Annotated in this window: 19 protein-coding genes and 1 riboswitch; of the genes, 11 read left to right on the top strand and 8 right to left on the bottom strand. The window is 73.3% G+C overall.

Annotated elements, in window-relative coordinates; all coding sequences use genetic code 11:
* The first annotated feature begins 128 nt into the window (after positions 1–128).
* The 4 genes from ACPZVR_RS10880 (at position 129) to ACPZVR_RS10895 (ending at position 5,954) form a co-directional block, all read left to right on the top strand.
* On the top strand, positions 129–728 hold the full coding sequence (locus tag ACPZVR_RS10880) for a MerR family transcriptional regulator (RefSeq protein ID WP_436699602.1): 600 nt from the start codon (positions 129–131) through the stop codon (positions 726–728).
* A gap of 15 nt (positions 729–743) precedes the next feature.
* Positions 744–834: riboswitch (glycine riboswitch) on the top strand.
* A gap of 87 nt (positions 835–921) precedes the next feature.
* On the top strand, positions 922–3,759 hold the full coding sequence (gcvP, locus tag ACPZVR_RS10885; protein WP_436699603.1) for an aminomethyl-transferring glycine dehydrogenase: 2,838 nt from the start codon (positions 922–924) through the stop codon (positions 3,757–3,759).
* The gene (locus tag ACPZVR_RS10890) at positions 3,756–5,090 is read left to right on the top strand and encodes a serine hydrolase domain-containing protein (protein ID WP_436699604.1); all 1,335 of its coding nucleotides are present in this window, start codon (positions 3,756–3,758) and stop codon (positions 5,088–5,090) included. Before gcvP ends, ACPZVR_RS10890 begins: the two co-directional genes overlap by 4 nt.
* Before the next feature lie 21 nt (positions 5,091–5,111).
* On the top strand, positions 5,112–5,954 hold the full coding sequence (locus ACPZVR_RS10895) for an acyl-CoA thioesterase domain-containing protein (RefSeq protein ID WP_436699605.1): 843 nt from the start codon (positions 5,112–5,114) through the stop codon (positions 5,952–5,954).
* Positions 5,955–6,215: 261 nt separating this feature from the next.
* Here ACPZVR_RS10895 and ACPZVR_RS10900 read toward each other — a convergent pair whose 3' ends face one another.
* The 3 genes from ACPZVR_RS10900 to pepN all read right to left on the bottom strand — a co-directional run bounded on the left by ACPZVR_RS10900 (position 6,216) and on the right by pepN (position 10,963).
* Positions 6,216–7,655 carry a DNA recombination protein RmuC gene (locus tag ACPZVR_RS10900; RefSeq protein ID WP_436699606.1) on the bottom strand — a complete coding sequence of 480 codons (1,440 nt, stop codon included), beginning with the start codon at positions 7,653–7,655 and terminating at the stop codon, positions 6,216–6,218.
* Positions 7,656–7,715: 60 nt separating this feature from the next.
* The gene (locus tag ACPZVR_RS10905; protein ID WP_436699607.1) at positions 7,716–8,441 is read right to left on the bottom strand and encodes a formate dehydrogenase accessory sulfurtransferase FdhD; all 726 of its coding nucleotides are present in this window, start codon (positions 8,439–8,441) and stop codon (positions 7,716–7,718) included.
* A gap of 92 nt (positions 8,442–8,533) precedes the next feature.
* Positions 8,534–10,963 (bottom strand): aminopeptidase N, encoded by a 2,430-nt coding sequence (pepN, locus tag ACPZVR_RS10910; protein ID WP_436699608.1) that lies wholly within the window; start codon positions 10,961–10,963, stop codon positions 8,534–8,536.
* 54 nt (positions 10,964–11,017) lie between these two features.
* Between pepN and ACPZVR_RS10915 the strand changes: the two genes are divergently transcribed.
* Positions 11,018–11,899, top strand: a complete 882-nt coding sequence (locus ACPZVR_RS10915) for an SDR family NAD(P)-dependent oxidoreductase (RefSeq protein ID WP_436699609.1) — start codon at positions 11,018–11,020, stop codon at positions 11,897–11,899.
* A 31-nt stretch (positions 11,900–11,930) separates the two neighbouring features.
* Here the strand turns inward: ACPZVR_RS10915 and ACPZVR_RS10920 are convergent, their stop codons facing one another.
* Entirely contained in the window at positions 11,931–12,686 is a 756-nt protein-coding gene (locus ACPZVR_RS10920) for a peptidylprolyl isomerase (RefSeq protein ID WP_436699610.1), read from the bottom strand.
* A gap of 73 nt (positions 12,687–12,759) precedes the next feature.
* Between ACPZVR_RS10920 and ACPZVR_RS10925 the strand changes: the two genes are divergently transcribed.
* From ACPZVR_RS10925 to ACPZVR_RS10935, 3 genes are read left to right on the top strand one after another with little or no spacing between them, the layout of a single operon-like run.
* Complete coding sequence (locus tag ACPZVR_RS10925; protein ID WP_436699611.1) at positions 12,760–13,053, top strand: antibiotic biosynthesis monooxygenase family protein; 294 nt, start codon at positions 12,760–12,762, stop codon at positions 13,051–13,053.
* Between the two features lie 36 nt (positions 13,054–13,089).
* Entirely contained in the window at positions 13,090–13,725 is a 636-nt protein-coding gene (locus ACPZVR_RS10930; RefSeq protein WP_436699612.1) for an HD domain-containing protein, read from the top strand.
* 23 nt (positions 13,726–13,748) lie between these two features.
* Positions 13,749–15,389, top strand: a complete 1,641-nt coding sequence (locus ACPZVR_RS10935; RefSeq protein WP_436699613.1) for an ABC-F family ATP-binding cassette domain-containing protein — start codon at positions 13,749–13,751, stop codon at positions 15,387–15,389.
* Positions 15,390–15,428: 39 nt separating this feature from the next.
* Here ACPZVR_RS10935 and ACPZVR_RS10940 read toward each other — a convergent pair whose 3' ends face one another.
* The 4 genes from ACPZVR_RS10940 to ACPZVR_RS10955 all read right to left on the bottom strand — a co-directional run bounded on the left by ACPZVR_RS10940 (position 15,429) and on the right by ACPZVR_RS10955 (position 17,842).
* Positions 15,429–15,632 carry an RNA polymerase subunit sigma-70 gene (locus ACPZVR_RS10940; RefSeq protein WP_436699614.1) on the bottom strand — a complete coding sequence of 68 codons (204 nt, stop codon included), beginning with the start codon at positions 15,630–15,632 and terminating at the stop codon, positions 15,429–15,431.
* Positions 15,633–15,999: 367 nt separating this feature from the next.
* The gene (locus ACPZVR_RS10945; RefSeq protein ID WP_436699615.1) at positions 16,000–16,770 is read right to left on the bottom strand and encodes a 2-phosphosulfolactate phosphatase; all 771 of its coding nucleotides are present in this window, start codon (positions 16,768–16,770) and stop codon (positions 16,000–16,002) included.
* A gap of 48 nt (positions 16,771–16,818) precedes the next feature.
* Positions 16,819–17,253, bottom strand: a complete 435-nt coding sequence (locus tag ACPZVR_RS10950) for a hypothetical protein (RefSeq protein ID WP_436699616.1) — start codon at positions 17,251–17,253, stop codon at positions 16,819–16,821.
* A gap of 10 nt (positions 17,254–17,263) precedes the next feature.
* Positions 17,264–17,842, bottom strand: a complete 579-nt coding sequence (locus tag ACPZVR_RS10955) for a TlpA family protein disulfide reductase (protein WP_436699617.1) — start codon at positions 17,840–17,842, stop codon at positions 17,264–17,266.
* 210 nt (positions 17,843–18,052) lie between these two features.
* Here ACPZVR_RS10955 and ACPZVR_RS10960 point away from each other — a divergent pair, with 210 nt between their 5' ends.
* The 3 genes from ACPZVR_RS10960 to ACPZVR_RS10970 all read left to right on the top strand — a co-directional run bounded on the left by ACPZVR_RS10960 (position 18,053) and on the right by ACPZVR_RS10970 (position 21,096).
* Positions 18,053–18,598 (top strand): RNA polymerase sigma factor, encoded by a 546-nt coding sequence (locus tag ACPZVR_RS10960; protein WP_436699618.1) that lies wholly within the window; start codon positions 18,053–18,055, stop codon positions 18,596–18,598.
* On the top strand, positions 18,595–19,341 hold the full coding sequence (locus ACPZVR_RS10965) for a hypothetical protein (RefSeq protein WP_436699619.1): 747 nt from the start codon (positions 18,595–18,597) through the stop codon (positions 19,339–19,341). The genes ACPZVR_RS10960 and ACPZVR_RS10965 overlap by 4 nt, the downstream gene beginning before the upstream one ends.
* Positions 19,342–19,785: 444 nt before the next feature.
* Positions 19,786–21,096 (top strand): HNH endonuclease signature motif containing protein, encoded by a 1,311-nt coding sequence (locus ACPZVR_RS10970; protein ID WP_436699620.1) that lies wholly within the window; start codon positions 19,786–19,788, stop codon positions 21,094–21,096.
* Positions 21,097–21,112 lie beyond the last annotated feature (16 nt).

Consider the following 21,112-nt stretch of genomic DNA (forward strand, 5'->3'; position numbering starts at 1 on the left):
GGTGAGGGTTTTCGGCGACACGCCCGCCCACGTCTTTGACCCGCCCGACACCGGCGCCGTACCTTGAAGAAGTCGCCCACGACAGCGGTGCGACGCCGTGCCCAGCGTGATCAGCCCCTGGAGGCCCCGTGAACGAGCAGCAGCCCGAGAAGGTCGGTCAGGACGCGACCGCGGCGACGGCTGCCGCCGAGGAGCAGGGCCTGCTCTTCACCGACGACGTCTCCCCGCTGCCCAGCGACCTCGGCTACCGCGGCCCGACCGCGTGCAACGCCGCCGGCATCACCTACCGTCAGCTCGACTACTGGGCCCGCACCGGCCTGATCGAGCCGAGCGTGCGCGGGGCCAAGGGCTCGGGCTCCCAGCGGCTCTACAGCTTCCGCGACATCTTGATCCTCAAGATCATCAAGCGCCTGCTCGACGCCGGCATCTCGCTGCAGAACATCCGCACGGCGGTCAGCCACCTGCGCGAGCGCGGCACCGACGACCTGACCCAGGTCACCTTGATGAGCGACGGCGCCTCGGTCTACGAGTGCACCAGCAACGACGAGGTCATCGACCTCCTGCAAGGCGGTCAGGGCGTCTTCGGCATCGCCATCGGCGGTGTCTGGCGCGAGATCGAGGGCACGCTGGCCCTGCTGCCGAGCGAGCACGCCAACGAGGCGGAGCACCACGCCCCGGTTGCCGGTGACGAGCTCGCCGCTCGTCGCGCGGCCCGCAACGTGGGGTAGCCTGTAGTCGCTGTTCGATGCCGCACGGGAGAGTCAGGCCCCGTGCCTGCGCCGAAGGGGCAATCCCTCCCCGGAACCTCTCAGGCGCCAGGACCGTGCGGAGCAGGCAACTCTGAAGGTGCAGTGACGCGCCGACAGAGGGGGAGGGCTCGATTCATCTCATCGACCCGACCCCGAGGAAGCCTCCCTGCACATGAGCGCACCCTTCGTCTCCGCTCCCTTCGTCCGGCGCCACATCGGACCCGATGACGCCCAGATCGAGGCGATGCTCGACCGTCTCGGTCACCCCTCCCTCGACGCGCTGATGGACGCGGCGGTGCCGAAGTCCATCCGGGCCACGGACCCGCTCGGCCTGGCCGTCGGCGTCGACGAGGAGACCGCCGCCGCCGAGCTCCGGGCGCTGGCGGGCGCGAACGCCCCCGGCGAGGCGATGATCGGCCTCGGCTACCACGCCACGATCACCCCGGCCGTGATCCGGCGCAACGTGCTCGAGGACCCCAGCTGGTACACCGCCTACACGCCGTACCAGCCGGAGATCTCCCAGGGCCGCCTCGAGGCGCTCATCAACTTCCAGACCATGGTCGCCGACCTCACCGGGCTGACCACGGCCGGATCGTCGCTGCTCGACGAGGGCACCGCCGCCGCCGAGGCGGTCGCGTTGGCCTACCGGTCCAACCGGAAGGCGTCGGGCCCGTTCGTCATCGACGCCGACGCTCTCCCGCAGACCATCGACGTGGTGCGCACCCGCTGCGAGGGCCTCGGCATCGAGATCCTGGTCGCCGACCTCGCCCAGGGCCTGCCCGCCGGTCCCGTCGCGGGCGTGCTGATCCAGTACCCGGGCGCGTCGGGCCGGATCGCCGACATCAAGCCGGTCATCGACGCCGCCCACGAGCACGGCGGTCTGGCCGTCGTGGCCGCCGACCTGCTCGCGCTGACCCTGCTCGAGGCGCCTGGCACGCTCGGTGCCGACGTCGTCGTCGGGTCGACCCAGCGTTTCGGCGTGCCGCTGTTCTACGGCGGTCCGCACGCCGGCTTCATCGCGGTCCGCGAGGGCCTCGAGCGCCAGCTGCCGGGCCGCCTGGTCGGCGTCTCCGTCGACGCCGAGGGCCGCCCGGCCTACCGGCTCGCCCTGCAGACCCGCGAGCAGCACATCCGCCGCGACAAGGCGACCTCCAACATCTGCACCGCCCAGGTCCTGCTCGCCGTCACCGCCGGCATGTACGCCGTCTACCACGGCCCGCAGGGCCTGCGGGAGATCGCCGGCACCATCCATGAGCTGGCCGGTCGGGCCGCCGCGTCCCTGCGCAACGCCGGCCTCGACGTCGTCGGCGACACCTTCTTCGACACCCTGCAGGTGCGCGTGCCGGGCCGCGCCGCCGAGGTGGTGGCCGCGGCCCGCGCCGAGGGCGTCCACCTGCGCCAGGTCGACGACGACCTCGTCGGCATCTCCTTCGGCGAGACCGCCGGCGCGCCCACGCTGCGGGCGCTGCACACCGCCTTCGGCGTCACCCCTGCCGCGGTGGAGCCGCTGGCCGGACTCCCCGCCGCGCTGCGCCGAACGACGGACTTCCTCACCCACCCGGTGTTCAACACCCACCACAACGAGACCTCGATGCTGCGCTACCTCGCGCGGCTCTCGAACCGTGACTACGCGCTGGACCGCGGCATGATCCCGCTCGGCTCCTGCACGATGAAGCTCAACGCGACCACCGAGATGGAGCCGATCTCGCTGGCCGGCTTCGCCGACCTGCACCCGTTCGTGCCGGCCGCGGACGCCGACGGCTACCGCCGGCTCATCGACCAGCTCGAAGGCTGGCTCGCCGAGGTCACCGGCTACGACCGGGTCTCCATCCAGCCCAACGCGGGCGCGCAGGGCGAGTACGCCGGCATGCTCGCGATCCGCAACTACCACCGCGCGCAGGGGCAGGCCCAGCGCGACGTGTGCCTGATCCCGTCGTCGGCGCACGGCACCAACCCGGCCTCCGCGGTGATGGCGGGCATGAAGGTCGTCGTGGTCAAGGCGGCCGAGGACGGCACCGTGGACCTCGCCGACCTGCGCGCCAAGTGCGAGCAGTACTCCGAGACCCTCGCCGCTATCATGGTCACCTACCCCTCGACGCACGGCGTCTACGAGGAGACCATCACCGAGCTGTGCGACCTGGTCCACGAGCACGGCGGCCAGGTCTACATCGACGGCGCGAACTTCAACGCCCTGCTGGGCTACGCGGCGCCCGGCCGGTTCGGCGGCGACGTCTCCCATCTCAACCTGCACAAGACGTTCTGCATCCCGCACGGCGGCGGCGGCCCGGGTGTCGGCCCGGTCGCGGTACGCGCCCACCTGGCGCCGTACCTCCCCACGCACCCGCTGCACCCCGACACCGCCCGGCGCGAGGGCACCGGAGCGATCAGCGCGGCGCCGTTCGGCTCCGCCGGCATCCTGCCGATCTCCTGGGCCTACATCCGGATGATGGGCGGCGAGGGCCTGACCCGCGCCACCGCCGTCGCGGTGCTCTCGGCCAACTACGTCGCGGCGCGGCTCGGTGAGCACTTCCCGGTGCTCTACCGCGGCGAGTCCGAGCTGGTGGCCCACGAGTGCATCCTCGACCTGCGGGGCATCACGGCCGCGACCGGAGTCTCGGTCGACGACGTCGCCAAGCGCCTCATCGACTACGGCTTCCACGCGCCGACCATGTCCTTCCCCGTCGCCGGCACGCTGATGGTCGAGCCGACCGAGTCCGAGGACCTCGCCGAGCTGGACCGGTTCTGCGACGCGATGATCGCCATCAAGGGTGAGATCGACCGCGTCGCGGCGGGGGAGTGGGACGTCGAGGCGTCGCCGCTGCGCCACGCCCCGCACACCGCGCGGGCGCTCGTCGGCGAGTGGGACCGGCCCTACTCCCGCGAGGTCGCGGTCTTCCCGGCCGGCATCTCGCCCGACAAGTACTGGCCGCCGGTGGCCCGCATCGACCAGGCGTACGGCGACCGCAACCTGGTCTGCGCCTGCCCGCCGATCGACGCCTACGCCGAGTGACCGCTGACGACGAAGCGCTGGCCCGCCTGCAGGCCGAGGGCCGGCTGCCGTCGGTCTCGGCGGCGGTGGCCCGCGGCGGCACCCCGGTCTGGCAGGGCTGTCTCAGCGTGCTGCCGGATCGGGAGGTGACCAGCGCGTCGTCGTACCGGATCGGGTCGATCACCAAGACCCTCACCGCGGTCCTCGTGCTGCAGCTGCGCGACGAGGGACGACTCGACCTCGACGACCCGGTCGGCCGGATCGTGCCCGACACGGCGTATGCGGCCGTCACGGTGCGGGAGCTGCTGTCGCACACCGGTGGGCTGCAGAGCGAGCCCGCGGGCGCCTGGTGGGAGCGGGTGGACGGCGGGACCTTCGCCGAGCTGGCGGCGGCGAACGACGGGTCCGGCCGGGTCGCCGCGGCGGGGGAGTGGTTCCACTACTCCAATCTGGGCTTCGCGCTGCTGGGTGAGGCGGTCGCCCGGCTGCGCGGCGCCTCGTGGTGGGACGTCGTGCGGGAGCGACTGCTCGACCCGCTCGCCATGACGGCGACGAGCTACCACCCGCCGGCCGATCACGCTCCCGGCCGCAGCGTCGACCACTTCGCCCACACGCTGAGCGCCGAGCCGCACACCGACACCGGCGCGATGGCGCCGGCCGGTCAGCTGTGGAGCACGACGGCGGACCTGCTGCGCTGGGCCGACTTCCTGGCGACCGGGCACCCCGCGGTGCTCGGCGCGGCGACGCTGGCCGAGATGGCCGTGCGTGCGTCCCCGCCCGGAGCGGAGGAGGCGTACGGGCTGGGCCTGCGGCTGCTCTCCACGGGCGGTCGTCGCCTGGTGGGGCACACCGGGTCGATGCCCGGCTTCCAGGCCTCCCTCTTCGTCGACCCGGCGACCCGCGACGCGGTGGCCGTCCTGGCCGACGCCACCACCGGCCTGGACACCGAGGAGGCGCCCGGCCGCTTCCTGGACCACGCCGACGGGGGCGGCGACGGCGACGGAGGCGGCGACGGCGGGGTGAGGCCGTGGCGGCCGTCCGCCCGTCCGGTGCCGCCGGAGGTGGCCGAGGTGCTCGGCGTCTGGTTCTGGGGCAACACCGCTCTCGGCCTCGAGTGGGTGGACGGGGAGCTGCAGGTCCGCGACCTGCGCAGCGGCAGTCTCGAGGACCGGTTCCGACCGGACGGGCCGGCCTTCGTGGGCGTCGCGGGCTATCACCGTGGCGAGACGCTGCACCCACGCCGACGTCCCGACGGGTCGGTCGGTCACCTGGAGTGCGCGACCTTCGTGTGGACCCGCACGCCCTACGACCCGCTGGCGCCGATCCCCGGGGGCGCTGCCGCGCCGGCCTGAGCGGCGGGGCATGATGCTGCCGTGAACGAGAACGCGTTCCAGTTCGCCTGGTTCCAGCAGTCCGCCGCCGGCTTCGACCCGCTGCCGCTCGCGCAGAGCCTGTGGCGCGACGACCAGATGCACGGGGTGGCCGTGAGCGGGCTCCTCGCCCGGGCCCTCGAGCACGCGGTCGCCGACCTCGGGCGGACCGGGCTGGTGCCCGCGCGCTACCACGTGGACCTGTTCCGGCCGGCGCGGATGATCACCACCACCGCCTCCACTCGGATCGTGCGCGAGGGCCCGCGCCTCGTCCTGGTCGACGCCGTCGTCGAGCAGGAGGACGAGGTCGTCGCCCGGGCCGGCGCGACCTTCCTGGCTCCGTCGGCCAACGCCGCGGGCGAGATCTGGTCGGCGCCGGGGGAGCGGCCGGTGCCACCCCCCGACGACCTGCTCCCGGCGCCCGGCGAGCATCACGTCCCGATGTTCGCCAGTGCCGCGGGTTGGTCGGACAACTTCGCCGACCACCAGAACGCCGGGCAGCACCAGACCTGGCAGACCGCGATCCCCATCGTCGCCGGCGAGGAGTGCACGCCGTTCCAGGCGGTGGCGTCGATCGCCGACGCGACGAGCATGGTGACCAACTGGGGCGCCCACGGCGTCGAGCACATCAACACCGACATCGACCTCGCGCTGTGCCGCCTCCCGGACAGCAGCCGACTCGGTCTGCGCGCGACCGACCATGTGGCGAGCGACGGCATCGCCGTCGGTACGGCGGAGGTGTTCGACGGCAGCGGCACGCTGGGCACCGCCACGGTGACCTCGCTGGCGAACACTCGGCGCACCGTCGACCTGTCGGCCGGGGTGGAGCCCCGCGGCGCGGTCTGACGGGGCGATGGTCGTTGCGGTTTGGTCCCAAACCGCAGCAATTCGGGGCAATTCCGTGCGGTTTGTGCCCAATCCGCGACCAGTGACAGCTCGCCGTCGCCCCACCCGTCATGAGCACCACCGGCCGCACCCCGGCAGGGGCGGGACCGCATTGCCGGGCCCGCCTGGGGCTCAGTCCGCCGGGGCCCGGTCCGCCGGGGCCCGGTCCGCCGCGGCCCGGTCCGCCGAGGCCCGGTCCGCCGGGGCCCGGTCCGCCGCGGCTCAGCCCGCCTGGGCGTCGTCGACGATCTCGGCGTCGACCGGGAGGTCGAAGTCGAAGGTGAGCTCGTCGCGGTCGAGGTCGGCCAAGGCGGCGAACTCGCCGGAGGTGAGGGCCTTCGGCGTCTCCTCGATCTCCTTGGGGGCGGGGATGGCGGCGACCGGATCGGCGGCGTTGAGCTTGCGCGCCGCCGGCAGGACGGAGCGCTCCAGCGACCCGGTGAAGGCGTTGTAGTCCTTGACGCTGCGCTGCAGCGAGCGGCCGAGCTTGTCGACGTGCTCGGACAGCTTGAGGATGCGGCGGTAGAGCACCTGGCCGAGCTCGAAGAGGACCTGGGCGTCCTCGGTCAGCGCCTCCTGCTTCCAGGTGAAGGCGACCGTCTTGAGCATGCTCCACAGGTTGGTGGGCGTGGCCAGCACGATCCCGCTGCCGAAGGCGTGCTCCATCAGGGATGGGTCCACCTCGAGCGCGGCGTTGAGCAGCTGCTCGTTGGGGATGAAGGCGACGGTGAACTCCGGGCTCACCGTCAGGCCGGTCCAGTAGCCCTTGCGGGCGAGGGTGTCGACGTGACCGCGGACCTTGCGTGCGTGGTCCTCGAGGAGGCGCTGGCGGGTCTCGGGCTCGATGCCCTCGCGCTGCGCCTCCATGAACGCGTTGTAGGGCACCTTGGCGTCGATCGCCATCTGCTTGCCACCGGGCAGGTTGATGACCATGTCGGGGCGCCGGTTGCCGGAGTCGGCCTCGACGGAGTGCTGCAGCTCGAAGTCGACCCGGTTGAGCAGGCCGGCGGTCTCGACGAGGGTGCGCAGCTGCGTCTCGCCCCAGGCGCCGCGCACGGCGTTGTTCTTGAGCACCGAGGCGAGGGTGTCCGCTGCCTTGCGGGAGTCCTCGACCGAGCGCTGGGTGTGCTTGATCTGGGTGGCGAGCTCGGTGTGCTGCTGGACGCGGGCCTTCTCGAGGTCGTCGACCTTGCGCTGCATCGCGCGCAGGTGCTCGACGACGGGTGTGAGGGTCTTGAGCACCTGGGTCTGGCCGGTCTCGCCGCGCTCCCGCTCCCGCTGGGCCTGGCGCTGCTGCTCGACCAGGGTCCGGTAGCGGGCCCGGGCGTCGTCGACCGCGTCGCGCAGCTCCTCGACCGTCGCGAGGGCGCCGGTGAGCTCCGCCTGCACGGCCGCGCGGGCGACGGCCTCCTCGGCGCGCGCCTCGGCGATGCGGGACTCGCCCTGGAGCTGGGCCCGCTGGACCTCGTGGCGCAGCTCGGCCAGGGCCGCCTCGTGCTCGGCGCGCAGGCCGGCGAGGACCGCCTCGTGGCGTGCCGCGACCACCTCGGGCGCCTCCTCGGGCGCGACCGCCTCGGCCGGGGGCAGCGTGGCCTGGCGCACCAACCAGCCGACCCCTGCACCGAGCAGGAGACCGACGAGGAGGGCGAGGAGGATGGCCATGGGAGCAGTCAAACAGCAGGGCACGACACAACGTCGCGGGGCACGCCGATCCGGGCTGTCTCAGGTGTAGCGAACGGTCCGCTCGTCCTTGGTCCAGCCGTAGAGCGCCAGTCCACCCGCCTCGGCCAGCCGGACGGAGAGTCCGGTCGGCGCGCCGACCGCGACGAGGGCGCCGACGCCGCTGGCGACCGCCTTCTGGACGAGCTCGAAGCCGGCGCGGCCGCTGACCACCAGCGCCGCGGCAGGCGCGGCCGCGCCGGCGAGGAGGCGCGATCCCACGACCTTGTCGACGGCGTTGTGCCGCCCGACGTCCTCGCGGACGGCGAGGAGCGATCCGTCCGCCGTGAACAGCCCGGCCGCGTGGGCGCCGCCGGTCCGCTCGAAGAGGTCCTGCCGGGGCCGCATCAGTCCCGGCAGCCGGCGGACGAGGTCGGGGGAGGGGAGGGGGCCCGACCACGGCGCCGTCGCGCGCCTGGCGAGCACCTCGTCCACCTCGTCGGATCCGCACACCCCGCAGGCGGCGGAGCCGGAGCTCAGCGCGTCGAGCTGACGCGGCACCCGCGGCGGTGCGGCATCGAGGGTGACCGTGACGACGTTGAACTCCTGCTCCGGGCGCAGCTCCACGTCGGTGCAGTAGGCGACGGCGGACGGCCGCCCGAGGCCCTCGTGGTGGACCCAGCCTGCCGCCAGCTCGAAGTCGTTCCCGGGCGTGCGCAGCGTCGTCCAGACCCGCCGGGCGGCGACGCCGGGCCAGGCGAGCCGGATCTCCAGGGGCTCCTCGGTCATGACGCGGTCCTCGTGCCGCCGTACGTCGTCCTCGCGGTGCTCCTCGACCCGCAGCCGGGTGGTGGGACCCGGCCGACGGGCCCGGACCCCGGTCACAGCACAGCCCGCCGCCGACGCAGCTCGTCGAGGCGGTCGGCCAGCCGACGGCGTACGGCGCCGGGGAGGTCGCGCTCCAGCGCGGTCGCCGCGGCGGCCTCCGTCGCGTCGTCCAGGTGGGTGATCGGGAAGAACGCCTCGACCACGTCGCCCTGCACCCAGCCCTGGTGGGCGCCGATGATCGTGTCGAGCCGGTCGAAGTAGACGGCGGCGAACGGGGCGGTCACATCGAGCTGCGCGGCCTGCCACATCCCGATGCCGGCCGCCTTGACCTCGTAGTTGGGCACCGAGACCTCGCCGGTGGCGCGCACCCAGGCGAACTCCTTGGCCGCGGCCGTCGGGAGCGACGACACCGCGCGGGCATGGTGGACCGTCGTGGCGCCGGTGCGCTCGGCATCGAGGGCGGCGTCCAGCGCGGACCGGTCGGTGGCCCCCAGCTCGGCCAGGCGGCGGCGCGCCTTCCAGCGCAGGTCGCTGTCGCCCAGGATGCCCTCGGGCAGGTCCTCGCCCGCGGCCCAGCGCTCGAGCGCGTCGGCGTCGGCGCTGGACAAGACGGTGGCCCGGAACGCCGAGAGCTGGACCTCGGAGCCGGGGGCGGCACGGTGTGCCGCGTCGCTGACGGCCGCGTGGAACCGCTCGGTCGTGCCGGCCGGGGCGATGGGCAGCACGGTGTCGAGCACCCATGGCAGCAGGTTGCGGACGCCGTCGGCGGTGTCCTCGACGGGCGGCGCGGTCGCCAGGAGGTCGCCGACCTGGGCGGGTGTCAGGACGCCCTCGAACAGGCCGAGCCGGACGCTGTTCCACATGCTCGCGCGCAGCTGCGGGTCGGTCATCGACGGCGCGAGGGCGGGCAGCGCGGCCATCGTCACGGCGTCCGGCGGGCTCACGGCCCAGGTGGTCTCGGTGGCGTCGAGCAGGGCGGGGGAGTCCCCGAGGTCGAGGGGCGTCGCCGCCGCGTCGACGACGAGGGACCGCGAGGTCCAGCCGTCGGGCCCGTGGACCGCGACGTCGATCTCGTGGCGCCGGTCGGCGGGGTGGTCCGCGGGGGACGAGCGTCGGACCACGCCGGCGGCGCGGTCGAGCTCCAGCCGGTCCGCGCCGGGCGTCAGCAGCCAGTCCTTCACGAAGCCGTCCAGGGAGGTCCCGCCGGCGGCCCGCTCCCAGCTCGCGAAGAGGTCGTGCATGGTCGCGTTGCCGAAGCGGTGGAGCTCGAAGTGCTCGCGGACACCGCCGAGGAAGGCGTCGTCGCCCAGCCGGTGGGCGAGCTGGCGCAGCACGTTCGACCCGCGTGCGTAGGAGATGCCGTCGAAGTTCTGCAGCGCCGAGAGCGCGTCGGGGGCCGCGTTCCCGGCCACCGGGTGGGTCGTCGGCCGCTGGTCGGCGGTGATGCCCCACGTGCGACGGGCGTAGGACTGGTGGAGCCACGCGTCGGCGTACTCGGTGGCCTCGGCGATCACGCGATAGCCCAGGTACTCGGCGAAGGACTCGTTGAGCCACAGGTCGTCCCACCAGGTCGGCGTGACGAGGTTCCCGAACCACTGGTGGGCCATCTCGTGGGCGATCAGCGCGGCTCGGAAGCTCTTGTCGGCGCGCGTGGTGCTGCCCTCGAAGAGCAGGGGGTCGCGGATCGTCACGCAGCCCGGGTTCTCCATCGCGCCGGCGTTGAACTCGGGCACGAACGCCTGGTGGTAGTCGCCGAACGGGTAGCGGATCCCGAAGAGCCGGTGCAGCTCGTCGAACGACTGCCGGGTCAGGGTGAGCAGCTCCTCCGCCTCCCGGTCGAGCGTCGCGGCGAGGCTCTGCCGCGAGCTCAGGCCCAGCGGGATGCCGTCGTGCTCGGCGCGGACCAGGTGGTACGGGCCGGCGACGAGAGTGACGAAGTAGGTCGCGAGCGGCGGCGTCGGCCCGAGCAGCCACCGCCGCGTGGCCCCGTCGGACCCGTCCTCGACGGCGGGCGCGTTGCCGACCACGAGCCAGTCGGCGGGCGCGGTCACCCCCATCGCGTACGACGCCTTGAGGTCGGGCTGGTCGAAGCACGCGAAGACCGACGGGGCGGCGTCCATGAACGACATGCCGTAGACGTAGGCCCTGCCGTCGGCCGGGTCGACCGAGCGGTGCAGCCCCTCGCCGTCGTTGCGGAAGCCCATCGTCGCCTCGACCAGGAGCTCGTGATCGCCCGCGGCGAGGTCCAGCGGGATCCGGCCGTCGGCGAGCAGCGCCACGTCGAGGTCCTGCCCGTCCAGCCGGACCGCGTGCAGTGCCCGCGGCTTCACGTCGACGAAGGTGGTCGCGCGCTCGCTCCGGAACCGGATCGCGGTCAGCGAGTGGAACGTCTCCTCGCTCTGCGACAGATCCAGCTCGACGTCGTACGACGTCACGGCGAGCACGCTCGCCCGGTGCTCGGCTTCGGCGCGGGTGAGGCTCATCCGGTCAGCCTAGAACGCACTCCGGCCCGGAGCGGATGTGGGAGGGTTCGGGCCATGCGTCCGTGGACCCAGGTGCCGCCCCAGCAGGGCCGGCGGTTCGTCATCACCGGCTCCAACGGCGGCCTCGGTCTGGAGACCGCACGCATCCTCGGCTCCCGCGGCGCCGACATCGTGATGGCCTGCCGCAGCGTCGCGAAGGCGGAGGAGGCCGCGCGCAGCGTCCCCGGCCACGACCGCGGCCGCGTCGAGATCCGCCAGGTCGACGTCAGCGACCTGGCCTCGGTCCGGTCGTTCGCGGCGGGACTCGAGGCTGAGGGTCGCCCGGTCGACGTCCTGATCAACAACGCGGGCGTGCTGGGCGTGCCGTACGCCCTGACGGCGGAGGGCGTCGAGATGCACTTCGCGACCAACTACCTCGGCCACTTCCTGCTGACGCAGGCGCTCCTGCCGCTCCTCACCGACCGGGTGGTCGTGGTCAGCTCCCGTGAACATCGCTCCGGCCGTCTCGACCTCGACGACCTGGGCTGGAAGCGGCGCCGCTACCGGCCGTTCCAGGCGTACGGCGACTCCAAGCTCGCCGACCTGCTGTTCATGCGCGAGCTCGACCGGCGGTTCCGGGCCGAGCGGATGCCGCTGCGCGCCGTCGCCGCCCACCCCGGCGCGTCGGCGACCGGCATCACCAGCGGATCGGGCCACCCGGTCGTCACGGCGATCGGCCACTACGGCCAGCGCCTCGTCGGCATGCCGGCCTGGCGCGGCGCCCTGTGCACCGTCTACGCGGCCACGATGGACGTGCCCGGCGGCACCTACATCGGCCCGCACGGGCGCACCGAGCTGTGGGGGTGGCCCGCGCCGGCGCGGATGTCGCGGAAGGCCGACGACCAGCTCCTGGCGCGGGCCCTGTGGGACCGCTCGGTCGCGCTGACCGGCTGCTGACGGGCTGCTGACCGGCCGCTGACCGGCTGCGTCAGCCGATCTCGATGCTCTGGAAGGTGACGGGCGTGTTCGGGCGCCCGCCGCCGCTCTGGGCCCAGTAGCCGTCGTTGCCGCTGGCGGTCGCCTCCTTGAGCGTCTTCACCGACGCCTCGTCGAGGTGCCCCCAGACGGTGTAGTCGGGCGGGAACTGCGAGTCGCCGAAGACGATGAAGAACTGGCCGCCGCCGCTGTGCGGCTGCCCGGTGTTGGCCATGGCCAGGGTGCCGGCGGGGTAGGTCTCGGTGCCGTCCACCTCGTCGGGGATCGTGTAGCCGGGCCCACTCGTGCCCGTCTTCGGGTCGGCGTCGGTCGCCTTCGGGTCGAAGTACGGGTCGCCGCACTGGAGGAACTCGAAGCCCGGGTCGTTGCCCTGGCGGTGGCAGGAGGTGTCGTCGTAGTAGCCCTGCTCCGCGAGCGAGGCGAAGGACGTGACCGTGCAGGGCGCCTTGGCCGCGTCGAGCGTGACGGCCAGGTCGCCGATGGACGTCTTGAGCACGGCCGGGACGTCACCGGAGAACTGCGCCGAGGCGTCCGGCAGCTCGACCTCGCGGGCGGGCTCGCCGTCCTCCTGCCAGTCGCACTGACCGCCGGCCGCCGGGGCGCCGTCCGAGCCGGCCGTCGTGGTGTCGGCCGACGGCGTCGTCGAGTCTCCCGTCTCGGGGTCCTCGGCGGTCGAGTCGTCGCCGCAGGCGGACAGGGTGGCGAGCAGCAGGAGGGCCGGGACACCGGCGAGCAGGCGAGAGCGCATGGGGCGCATCGTACGCAGCGGACCTGAGCGCCCGGCGTCGTTCCGGCCTGGCGGTTGCTGAGAGACTCGTCCCATGATCCTCGAGCACGCCGTCCTGCCCGTCGTACCCGGCGAGGAGGAGGCCTTCGAGTCGGCGTTCGCCGAGGCGCGCCCGATCATCGCGGCGATGCCCGGCTTCCGCAGTCTCGCGCTGCGGCGCTCGCTGGAGACGCCGCAGCACTACCTGCTGCTCGTCGAGTGGGACACGCTGGAGGACCACACCGTCGGCTTCCGCGGCTCTGCGGACTACCAGCGCTGGCGTGAGCTCCTGCACCGGTTCTACGAGCCGTTCCCGGTGGTCGAGCACTTCGTCGACGTACCCCTGTAGGGCCGGCCGGCGCCCCGGCGGTGGCAGGGTGGATCCATGGACGACGACGCGCTGATCATCGACCGTCAGCCGCTGCCCGCCGGGATCCCGGAGCGACTCGCGGCCCAGCTGCGGTTCCTCGCGGAGGCCGACAAGCTCAAGACCGTGCTCCGCGCCTCGCCGCTCGCGGCCGCGGATCGTCGTGAGAACGACGCCGAGCACTCCTGGCACCTCGCGCTGATGGTGGTGCTGCTCGCCGAGTACGCCGACGAGCCGATCGACGTCGGGCACGCGGTCAAGCTCGTGGTGATCCACGACCTCGTGGAGATCTACGCGGGGGACAGTCCCGTGTTCGTGCCCGGCGCCGCCGACGACCAGCAGGAGCGGGAGGCCGCCGCCGCGGACCGGCTGTTCGGACTGCTGCCGTTGGACCAGGCGGGGGAGCTGCGCGCTTTGTGGGACGAGTTCGAGGCGGGCACCACGCCCGAGGCACGCTTCGGCAAGGCGATGGACCGGCTGGAGCCGATGCTGCTCAACTGGCTCGCCGGGGGAGGGACCTGGGGCCTGCCCGGGGCCACGGAGGCCACCGTGCGTGCCCGCGAGGCAGGCGTCGTCGCCGCGTCGACGTCGTTGGGGGATGCGACCTCCCTGCTCGTCGAGGAGGGCCTGCGACGCGGATGGATCCGGCCATAGGCGGTGCGGCTAGCCTCGGCCGCGTGAGCGCGACGATGAAGGCCGCCGGGCTGGCGGCCGGTCACGGGGCGACCGCGCTGTTCTCCGGACTCGACCTGGTGATCGCGCCGGGCGACGTCATCGGCCTGGTCGGCCCCAACGGCGCCGGCAAGTCGACTCTCCTGCGGACGTTGGCCGGCGAGCTGCGGCCCGAGGCCGGCTCGGTGACGATCGCGCCGGCGTCGGCGACGATCGGGTACCTGCCCCAGGAGACCGAGCGCAGACCGGGCGAGACGGTGCGGGGGTTCCTGGGACGCCGTACGGGTGTCGCCGAGGCGCAGGCCCGGTTCGACGCCGCGACGGCGCGGCTCGAGGCGGGGGAGGCCGGCGCCGACGACGAGTACGCCGAGGCGCTGGAGCGCTGGCTCGCGCTGGGCGCGCCGGACCTGGACGAGCGCGCGGAGGCGGTCGCCGCCGACGTCGGTCTCGCGGTGGACCTCGACCGGCCGATGACCTCGCTGTCGGGTGGTCAGGCGGCGCGGGCCGGCCTGGCCAGCCTCCTGCTCTCGCGCTACGACGTGTTCCTGCTCGACGAGCCCACGAACGACCTCGACCTCGACGGGCTCGACCGGCTGGAGCGCTTCGTCGCCGAGCTGGGCGCGGCCGCGGTCATCGTCAGCCACGACCGGGAGTTCCTCGCCCGCACCGTCAACCGGATCGTCGAGCTGGACCTCCATCAGCGGGCGATCAACGTCTACGGCGGCGGGTACGAGGCCTGGCTCCAGGAGCGCGAGATCGCCCGTCGTCACGCCCGTGAGGCCTACGCGGAGTACGCCGACACCGTGGCCGGCCTCCAGGCCCGGATCACCACGCAGCGCGGTTGGGCGGCCCAGGGCGTGCGCAATGCCCGGCGCAGCATCGACAAGGAGCCCGACAAGTCGGTCCGCCGGTTCCGCGCCGAGTCCAGCGAGAAGCAGGCGGCCAAGGTGCGTCAGTCCGAACGCGCGCTGGAGCGCCTCGAGGAGGTCGTCGAGCCCCGTAAGGAATGGGAGCTGCGGATGGAGATCGCGGCGGCGCCGCGCTCCGGCGCGGTCACCGCGGCGCTCCGGGAGGCCGTCGTACGCCGGGGCGGGTTCACGCTCGGCCCGGTGACCTTGGAGATCGGCTGGGCGGAGAAGGTCGCGATCACCGGCCCGAACGGCGCCGGCAAGTCCACGCTGCTCGCGGCCCTGCTCGGACGTACCGAGCTCGCCTCGGGGGAGTCGCACCTGGGGCCGGGCGTGGTCGTCGGCGAGGTCGATCAGGCGCGGCGGCTGTTCGAGGCCGACGAGCCGCTGGTCGACGCCTTCCAGCGGCACGTGCCCGACCTCGCCCCGGAGCCGGTGCGCACGCTGCTGGCGAAGTTCGGCCTGAAGGCCGACCACGTCCTGCGGTCCGCGGCGACGCTGTCGCCGGGCGAGCGGACCCGCGGCGCGTTGGCGCTGCTGCAGGCCAGGGGAGTGAACCTCCTCGTCCTCGACGAGCCGACCAACCACCTCGACCTGCCGGCGATCGAGCAGCTCGAGTCGGCGCTCGCCTCCTTCCCGGGCACCCTCCTCCTGGTCACCCACGACCGCCGGATGCGTTCCGCGGTGTCGACGGACCGGGAGCTGTACGTCGAGGCCGGCCGGGTCGGCGAACGCTGAGGGGGCCGTCGCCAGGGCGGTGACGAAGAGCCGTCGGGGCTAGCCGACCTTCCGGTACTTCCGGTGCATCGTCTGACGGGTGACGCCGAGCAGCGTGCCGATCTCGGCCCAGGTCAGGCCCAGGTTCCTGGCGCGCCGCACGGCCACCTCCTCACGGCGCGACAGCTCCCGCTTCGCCTCTGCCACCGCTGCCAGCTCCGCGACGACGCCACGGTCGTCGCCGTCCTCCATCGAGGTCTCCATGCGTGTCAGCATATGCTGACACGCAAGCGAGACGCCGCCTTGGCCGGAAGTGACGTGCTCCGAGGGCACCACGGTCGACCGCACGCCTTCTGTGAGATGCGCTGACCGACCCCGCCCACCGAGCGCGCTGGCCGACGAGCCGCACCCGCAGGCCGCAGGCGGTGTTCCCGAAGGGAGTGGGTCATCGTCTCCGGGGAAGCGAGTGCGCCGCGGAGGAGCGGGCTCAGACCTCCGCAGAATGACATAATGTCACTTATCGGCGATGTCTGGCGAAGCGGCGAGCAGGGACCCGACGGGCGTCGACCCGTGGACACCGCTGGTGAACCGACCTGCACCGTCGAGGTAGCGACGCGCGAGTCGGTCCCGGTCAGGTGGCAGCTGAGGCAAAGGCGCCGTCGACGAGAACAGGTACGACCGTCGAAGCGTCGAGAGCAGCCGCCACCTCGACATCGAGACCGAAGCCCCGGCCGGTGAGCTCGCGGCCGCCCACGCACTGCTGGATCCGCTCGCGCAGGCCGGCACGGCTCGCGTCGAAGAGGTCGACGGCTGCTCGCGCCTCCGGGCTGAAGGTGCTCGTGCAGCCCAGGCCGACGAGTGCCGACAGCACAGCGCCGGCGCCGAGCTGGTCCTCCAGCGCGGGCCGCAATGAGTCGTCGGAGTCCCATCGCTCGCCGGCGGCGATCACGGCGACCGTACGACCGGCCGCCGCGAGCGGCGCGAGCCAGGCCGCGGCCGCAGACCGGTTCCGGAGGCAGCCGATCGCGACCGTGGCGCGGCTTGCGGACAGGGCGGCGGCGATCGTCGAGCCGTTGGGCGAGGGCAGTACGAGTCGCGGGATCGGCTCACAGGCCAGCAGCCCGGCCGGTGAGAGCGACGGTGCAGGAGTGGTGCCTTCGGCGGCGGCCTCGAGCCGGCCCACGGCGAGGACCGCGTCGTGGGTGGCGGCGAACTCCACCGCGGCGGCGTCGCGCCAGGGATAGGGGAAGACGCGCATCCCTCGCTCGACGGCGACGGTCACCGAGGTCGAGAAGCTCAGAACGTCGACCACCACGGCCACGTCGGGCGCGACGGCCAGCGCGCCGGCCGGGCCCCAGTCGAATCGAACGTCGAATCCGTCCTGTCCGTAGGGCTCAGCCATGACGAGGCAGCTCTCTGCCGAGAGCCGCCCGGCTCCCCGCCCTCCGGGTCACGACCATGGCGGGGGGAACCGGCGTACGTAGGCCCGCGCGCGGGGCCGCGGATCGTCGTGGTACTGATCGGGCATCCGGTGGTGGTGCGCGATGCAGAACGTGGCGAGCTCCGTGCCGACGTCGACGCGCAGGAGCGGCTCGCCGAGGAACTCCTGGTTCACGGTGACCAGGTCGCCCGCGGGATGCCACCCGCTGTGGTCGAACGCCCAGTCGGACCAGGTGGCGAAGACGTGGAACACCTGGTCGTCGGCTTCGGTGCGCAGGGCAGCGAGACCGATCGGCCGGTCCGGATGGAGCTCACGACAGGTCCAGGCCAGGATGTGACACGCCCCCGAGGCGAAGAACGCGCGGTCCGGCCGCGACCAGGAGAGCCGCTGATCGTCCCGCTCGGCCCGGGTCCGACGATAGACGCCGGCGGCGAGCAGCTCCATGGGGCGGACTCTACGACGCGGGCGCCGCGCCGTCGGCGGCACGCGCCTCGACATCGCGCGACAGCTCCGCATAGCTGTCGAAGTCGCCGAGGTGGGCCCACCGGATCCGGCCGTCGACCACGAGCACCGACGACGGGACCCCGTTGAACGGGACGACGTCGGCGAGTGCTTCGGCCAGACGGCTGTCGTGGTCGCGGAAGTTCGGATAGGTCACCCCGAACTCCTCGAGGGCGGCGCGGGCGGCGCCGTCGTCCAGGTCGCGGGAGATTCCCACGACCGGGATCCGGCCGGTGGCGGCGAGGCGCTCGAGCATCGGCATCTCGTCGCGGCAGGGACCGCAGGTGGACGCCCAGAAGTTGACCAGCACGGTGCCGTGCGCGCCGGGGAGGTCCTCGGTGGAGGAGTCCACCGGGACCAGGCTCGGCATCTCGGGCCACGGTACGCCGTCGACCTGGCGCCAGCCGAGGACGAGATCGTCGGCCTCCGGATGCACGTCGGGGTCCGCACCGCCGCGGTCGGCGCCGAGCCACGCGGCCGCGCCGAGGACCGTCGCCAGCAGCGCCGCCGTCAGGAGGAGAGCGCGCCGCACCGCCTCAGTCTACGGAGCGGCCGGGCCCGGGTCGTCTCCGGTCGGGAGCCGCGAGGCCGGGTCGCCGCGCGCCGGATGCGGGACGAAGCCCGCTGTGTCGGGTGGAGGATCATCGGGACCACATCGCGAGGCGGACGCCCAGGAGCGACACCTCCGCGGTGGGTCGCAGGCGGTCGGTAACACCCGGGAGGAGCCGGACACTACGAGGACATGAGCACCTCCGAGGACGCCGAGTTCAGCGAGGCGTGGCGCCGCGACGGGCCGCGCGTCGCGGCGTACGTGCGCCGCCACGTCCCGCCCGACGACGTACAGGACGTCGTCGCTGAGACCTTCGTGCAGGCCTGGCGTCGCTGGGACGACGTGCCGCGACCGCCGATCGCCTGGCTGATCGCAGCGGCCCGCAAGGTCATCGGCAACAGCCGGCGTGCCGCGCGCCGGCGGACGGCCTTGCACGACCGGCTGCGGCTGCTCGACGCCGCGGCGCGCCCGGCCGAGGACGCCGGGCTCGTCGCGACCGACCGGATGGCCGCGCTCGAGGCGCTCGCCGGACTGCCCGACGAGCAGCGCGAGGCCCTGCTGCTCGTCGCGTGGGACGGCCTGACACCGGACCAGGCGGCCGCCGTCCTCGGGGTCCGCCCCGGCACCTTCCGGGTGCGGACGCACCGTGCCCGCGGCGCCCTGCGCGACCTGACCGTCCCGGCGGAGCCGCGCACCGCCCTCCCCAACCGACCCGTGACCGAAGGTGGCCTTCGATGACCGACCCCCTCTCCGCTCTCGCCCCCACTCCCCTCCCCCTCGACCCGGAGTGGTCCGAGGTCACCCTTGCCCGGATCCTCGCCGAGGACCGGACAGCGGTCGCCCACGCGGCACGGGTACGCCGCCGGCGCGCCCGGCGTCGTACCGCGATCGGCCTCGGGCTCGCGTTCTCGACCATCGGCGCCGCCACGGCGGTCGCGATCGGCGGACCGACCGAGGTGGTCTCCAGCGCGATCGAGGACTTCGCCCGCCAGCCGAACACGACCGGCAACGGGCTCGGCGAGCTTCACGAGCCCGCACTGGTCGCCCGGTTCGACACCGGCCACGGCGTGTTCGCCTTCTGGGTGGCGACCTCCTCGACCGGGAAGGTCTGCTTCGCGATGAGCGACGGTGCCTGGGACGGCACCGGCACGCCGACGAGGAAGGAGCTCGAGTACGGCTGTGGCGGGGTGATCTGGGCCGGCGACGACGTGCCACCGCAGGAGCTCACCTCGCCCGCTCAGCTCGGCGGCTTCTTCAAGGACTCCGAGCCGCTCGTCTACGGGATCTCGCCGTACCCCGGCACGGTCCGTGTGCGGGTGCAGGGCGTCGGCGTCGATCGCACCCTGCCGGTGCGCGCCGACTCTCTCGGCTACGGCAGCGCCCTCCCGGAGGCGAGCGGCGCGGCCGAGGTCACCTTGACGTTCCTCGACGCCGCGGGCCGGGTGCTCGGCACGGAGGTGCGCGTCGCGCCGGTGGGTTAGGACTCGCCCTCCGCGCCGCCGGTTGCCCGCGACGCGAGCGCCCGGTCCGCCATGACTGTCAGGTCGGGCCGTCCTCGTCCAGGACGGCGGCGAGGAGATCGCGGAGGCGGTGACCGCCGGTCAGGGGGCCAGTGTGCTCGGGGGATTGTCCGTGGGTTGCGGTCGGGTGCGTGGTTTCGTTCCGAAAGGCAGCGACGAGGAGGGTCGGCAGCGTGGCTGGGTTGGGTTGCCGGCTGCGGTTTTGGCGACGGTCGGGGGGTCTGGCCTAGGCCGGTGACACGTGCGGCAGGTCGGTGTGGGTCGTTGACCTGCCGTGGGTGTCACCGGCTCATCTCCCACTGGTCGAGACCTCTGTTTTTCGGTGCTCGGCGAGTGGGTTTCCCTTGTGCACAGGCGGGTTTGCGACGCTCGGGTTGTGTCGTGGCCCGGTGGGAGGATCCGGTCATGGATCTCGGAACCCGCGCCCCGTCGACAGCAGTCCTGCTGTCGCGTGTGGGTGAGCGGATCCGGTCCCGCGAGGCACTGCTCGTCGAGGAATGGGAGGACATCACCGCCTGGGCGAGCAACCACGTCATCGCCGGTCCCGAGGGGGGTGCGACGATCACGGAGGGCTACCTCGACACCGGGGTCCCGATCGCCGGTGCGGGTGCACCGTTGGTGTCGGAGTTCGCGTTGATGGAGCTCATCGCGGTCCTCGGCCGGTCGCCGGATGGTGGGCGGGCGTATGTCGGGCGGGTCATCGAGTGCGCCTGGCGCCTCCCGAAGGTGTATGCCGCGGTGGTGGCGGGGCGGTTGGCGCCGTGGCGGGCCGAACGGATCGCCGACCTCACCCGACCCCTCTCCGCCGAGGCGGCGGCGTTCGTGGACCGGCAGCTGTGGGACGCCACCGGTGTCGGGTGGGCCCAGCTCGAACGACTCGTCACCGAGGCGGTGCTGCGGTTCGATCCGGAGAAGGCTGAGGCTGAGCGGCAGACCGCGGCGGATGGTCGCCGGTTCGACGTCGGTGAGGTCGACGAGCACGGCCTGGTCCACCTCGACGCCCTGATGGACGCCGCCGACGGGCACGACCTCAACCAAGCGGACGCGCGCCGTGCCGAGACCCTCGCCAAGCTGGGTGACGAGTCGTCTCTGGATGTGCGGCGGTCCAAGGCCGCCGCCGAGCTCGCCCGCCACGACCTCGCCCTCGACCTGTTGATCCCCGACCCCGACACCGGAGACGTCGTCGACACGGTCCCGGGCCGCAAGGTCGTGCTCAACGTCCACATCACCAACACCACCCTCACCCCCGCAAACGACCGGAATCGGGTGGGTCGGTGGGAGGAGGGCCGGTGCCCGATCACCTCGGCCCAGATCCGCGAATGGCTCCGCGCCCGGCACACCACCATCATCGTCCGCCCGGTGATCGACCTGGCCGACCATGTCCCGGTCGGGGCCTACGAGATCCCCGACCGCCACCGCACCCGCGTGATCCTGCGCGACCACACCTGCCGGTTCCCCCACTGCACCCGCCCCGCCCGAGCCTGCGACGTCGACCATGCCCGACCCCACGCCGACGGCGGAGCCACCTGTCCGTGCAACCTCGTGCCGCTGTGCCGCCGGCACCATCGCGCGAAGACCCACTCGACCTGGCGCTACGACACCCCGACACCAGCGACGTACGTGTGGACCAGCCCGAACGGCCACCGGTTCCGCGTCGACCACCGCGGCACCCACCCGGTCAGGACCGACCGGACCGCCGACCCGCCCGACCGGTAGCCAGCCCGCCCCAGAC

This window comes from Nocardioides segetis, assembly GCF_051390595.1.
Taxonomy (GTDB): domain Bacteria; phylum Actinomycetota; class Actinomycetes; order Propionibacteriales; family Nocardioidaceae; genus Nocardioides.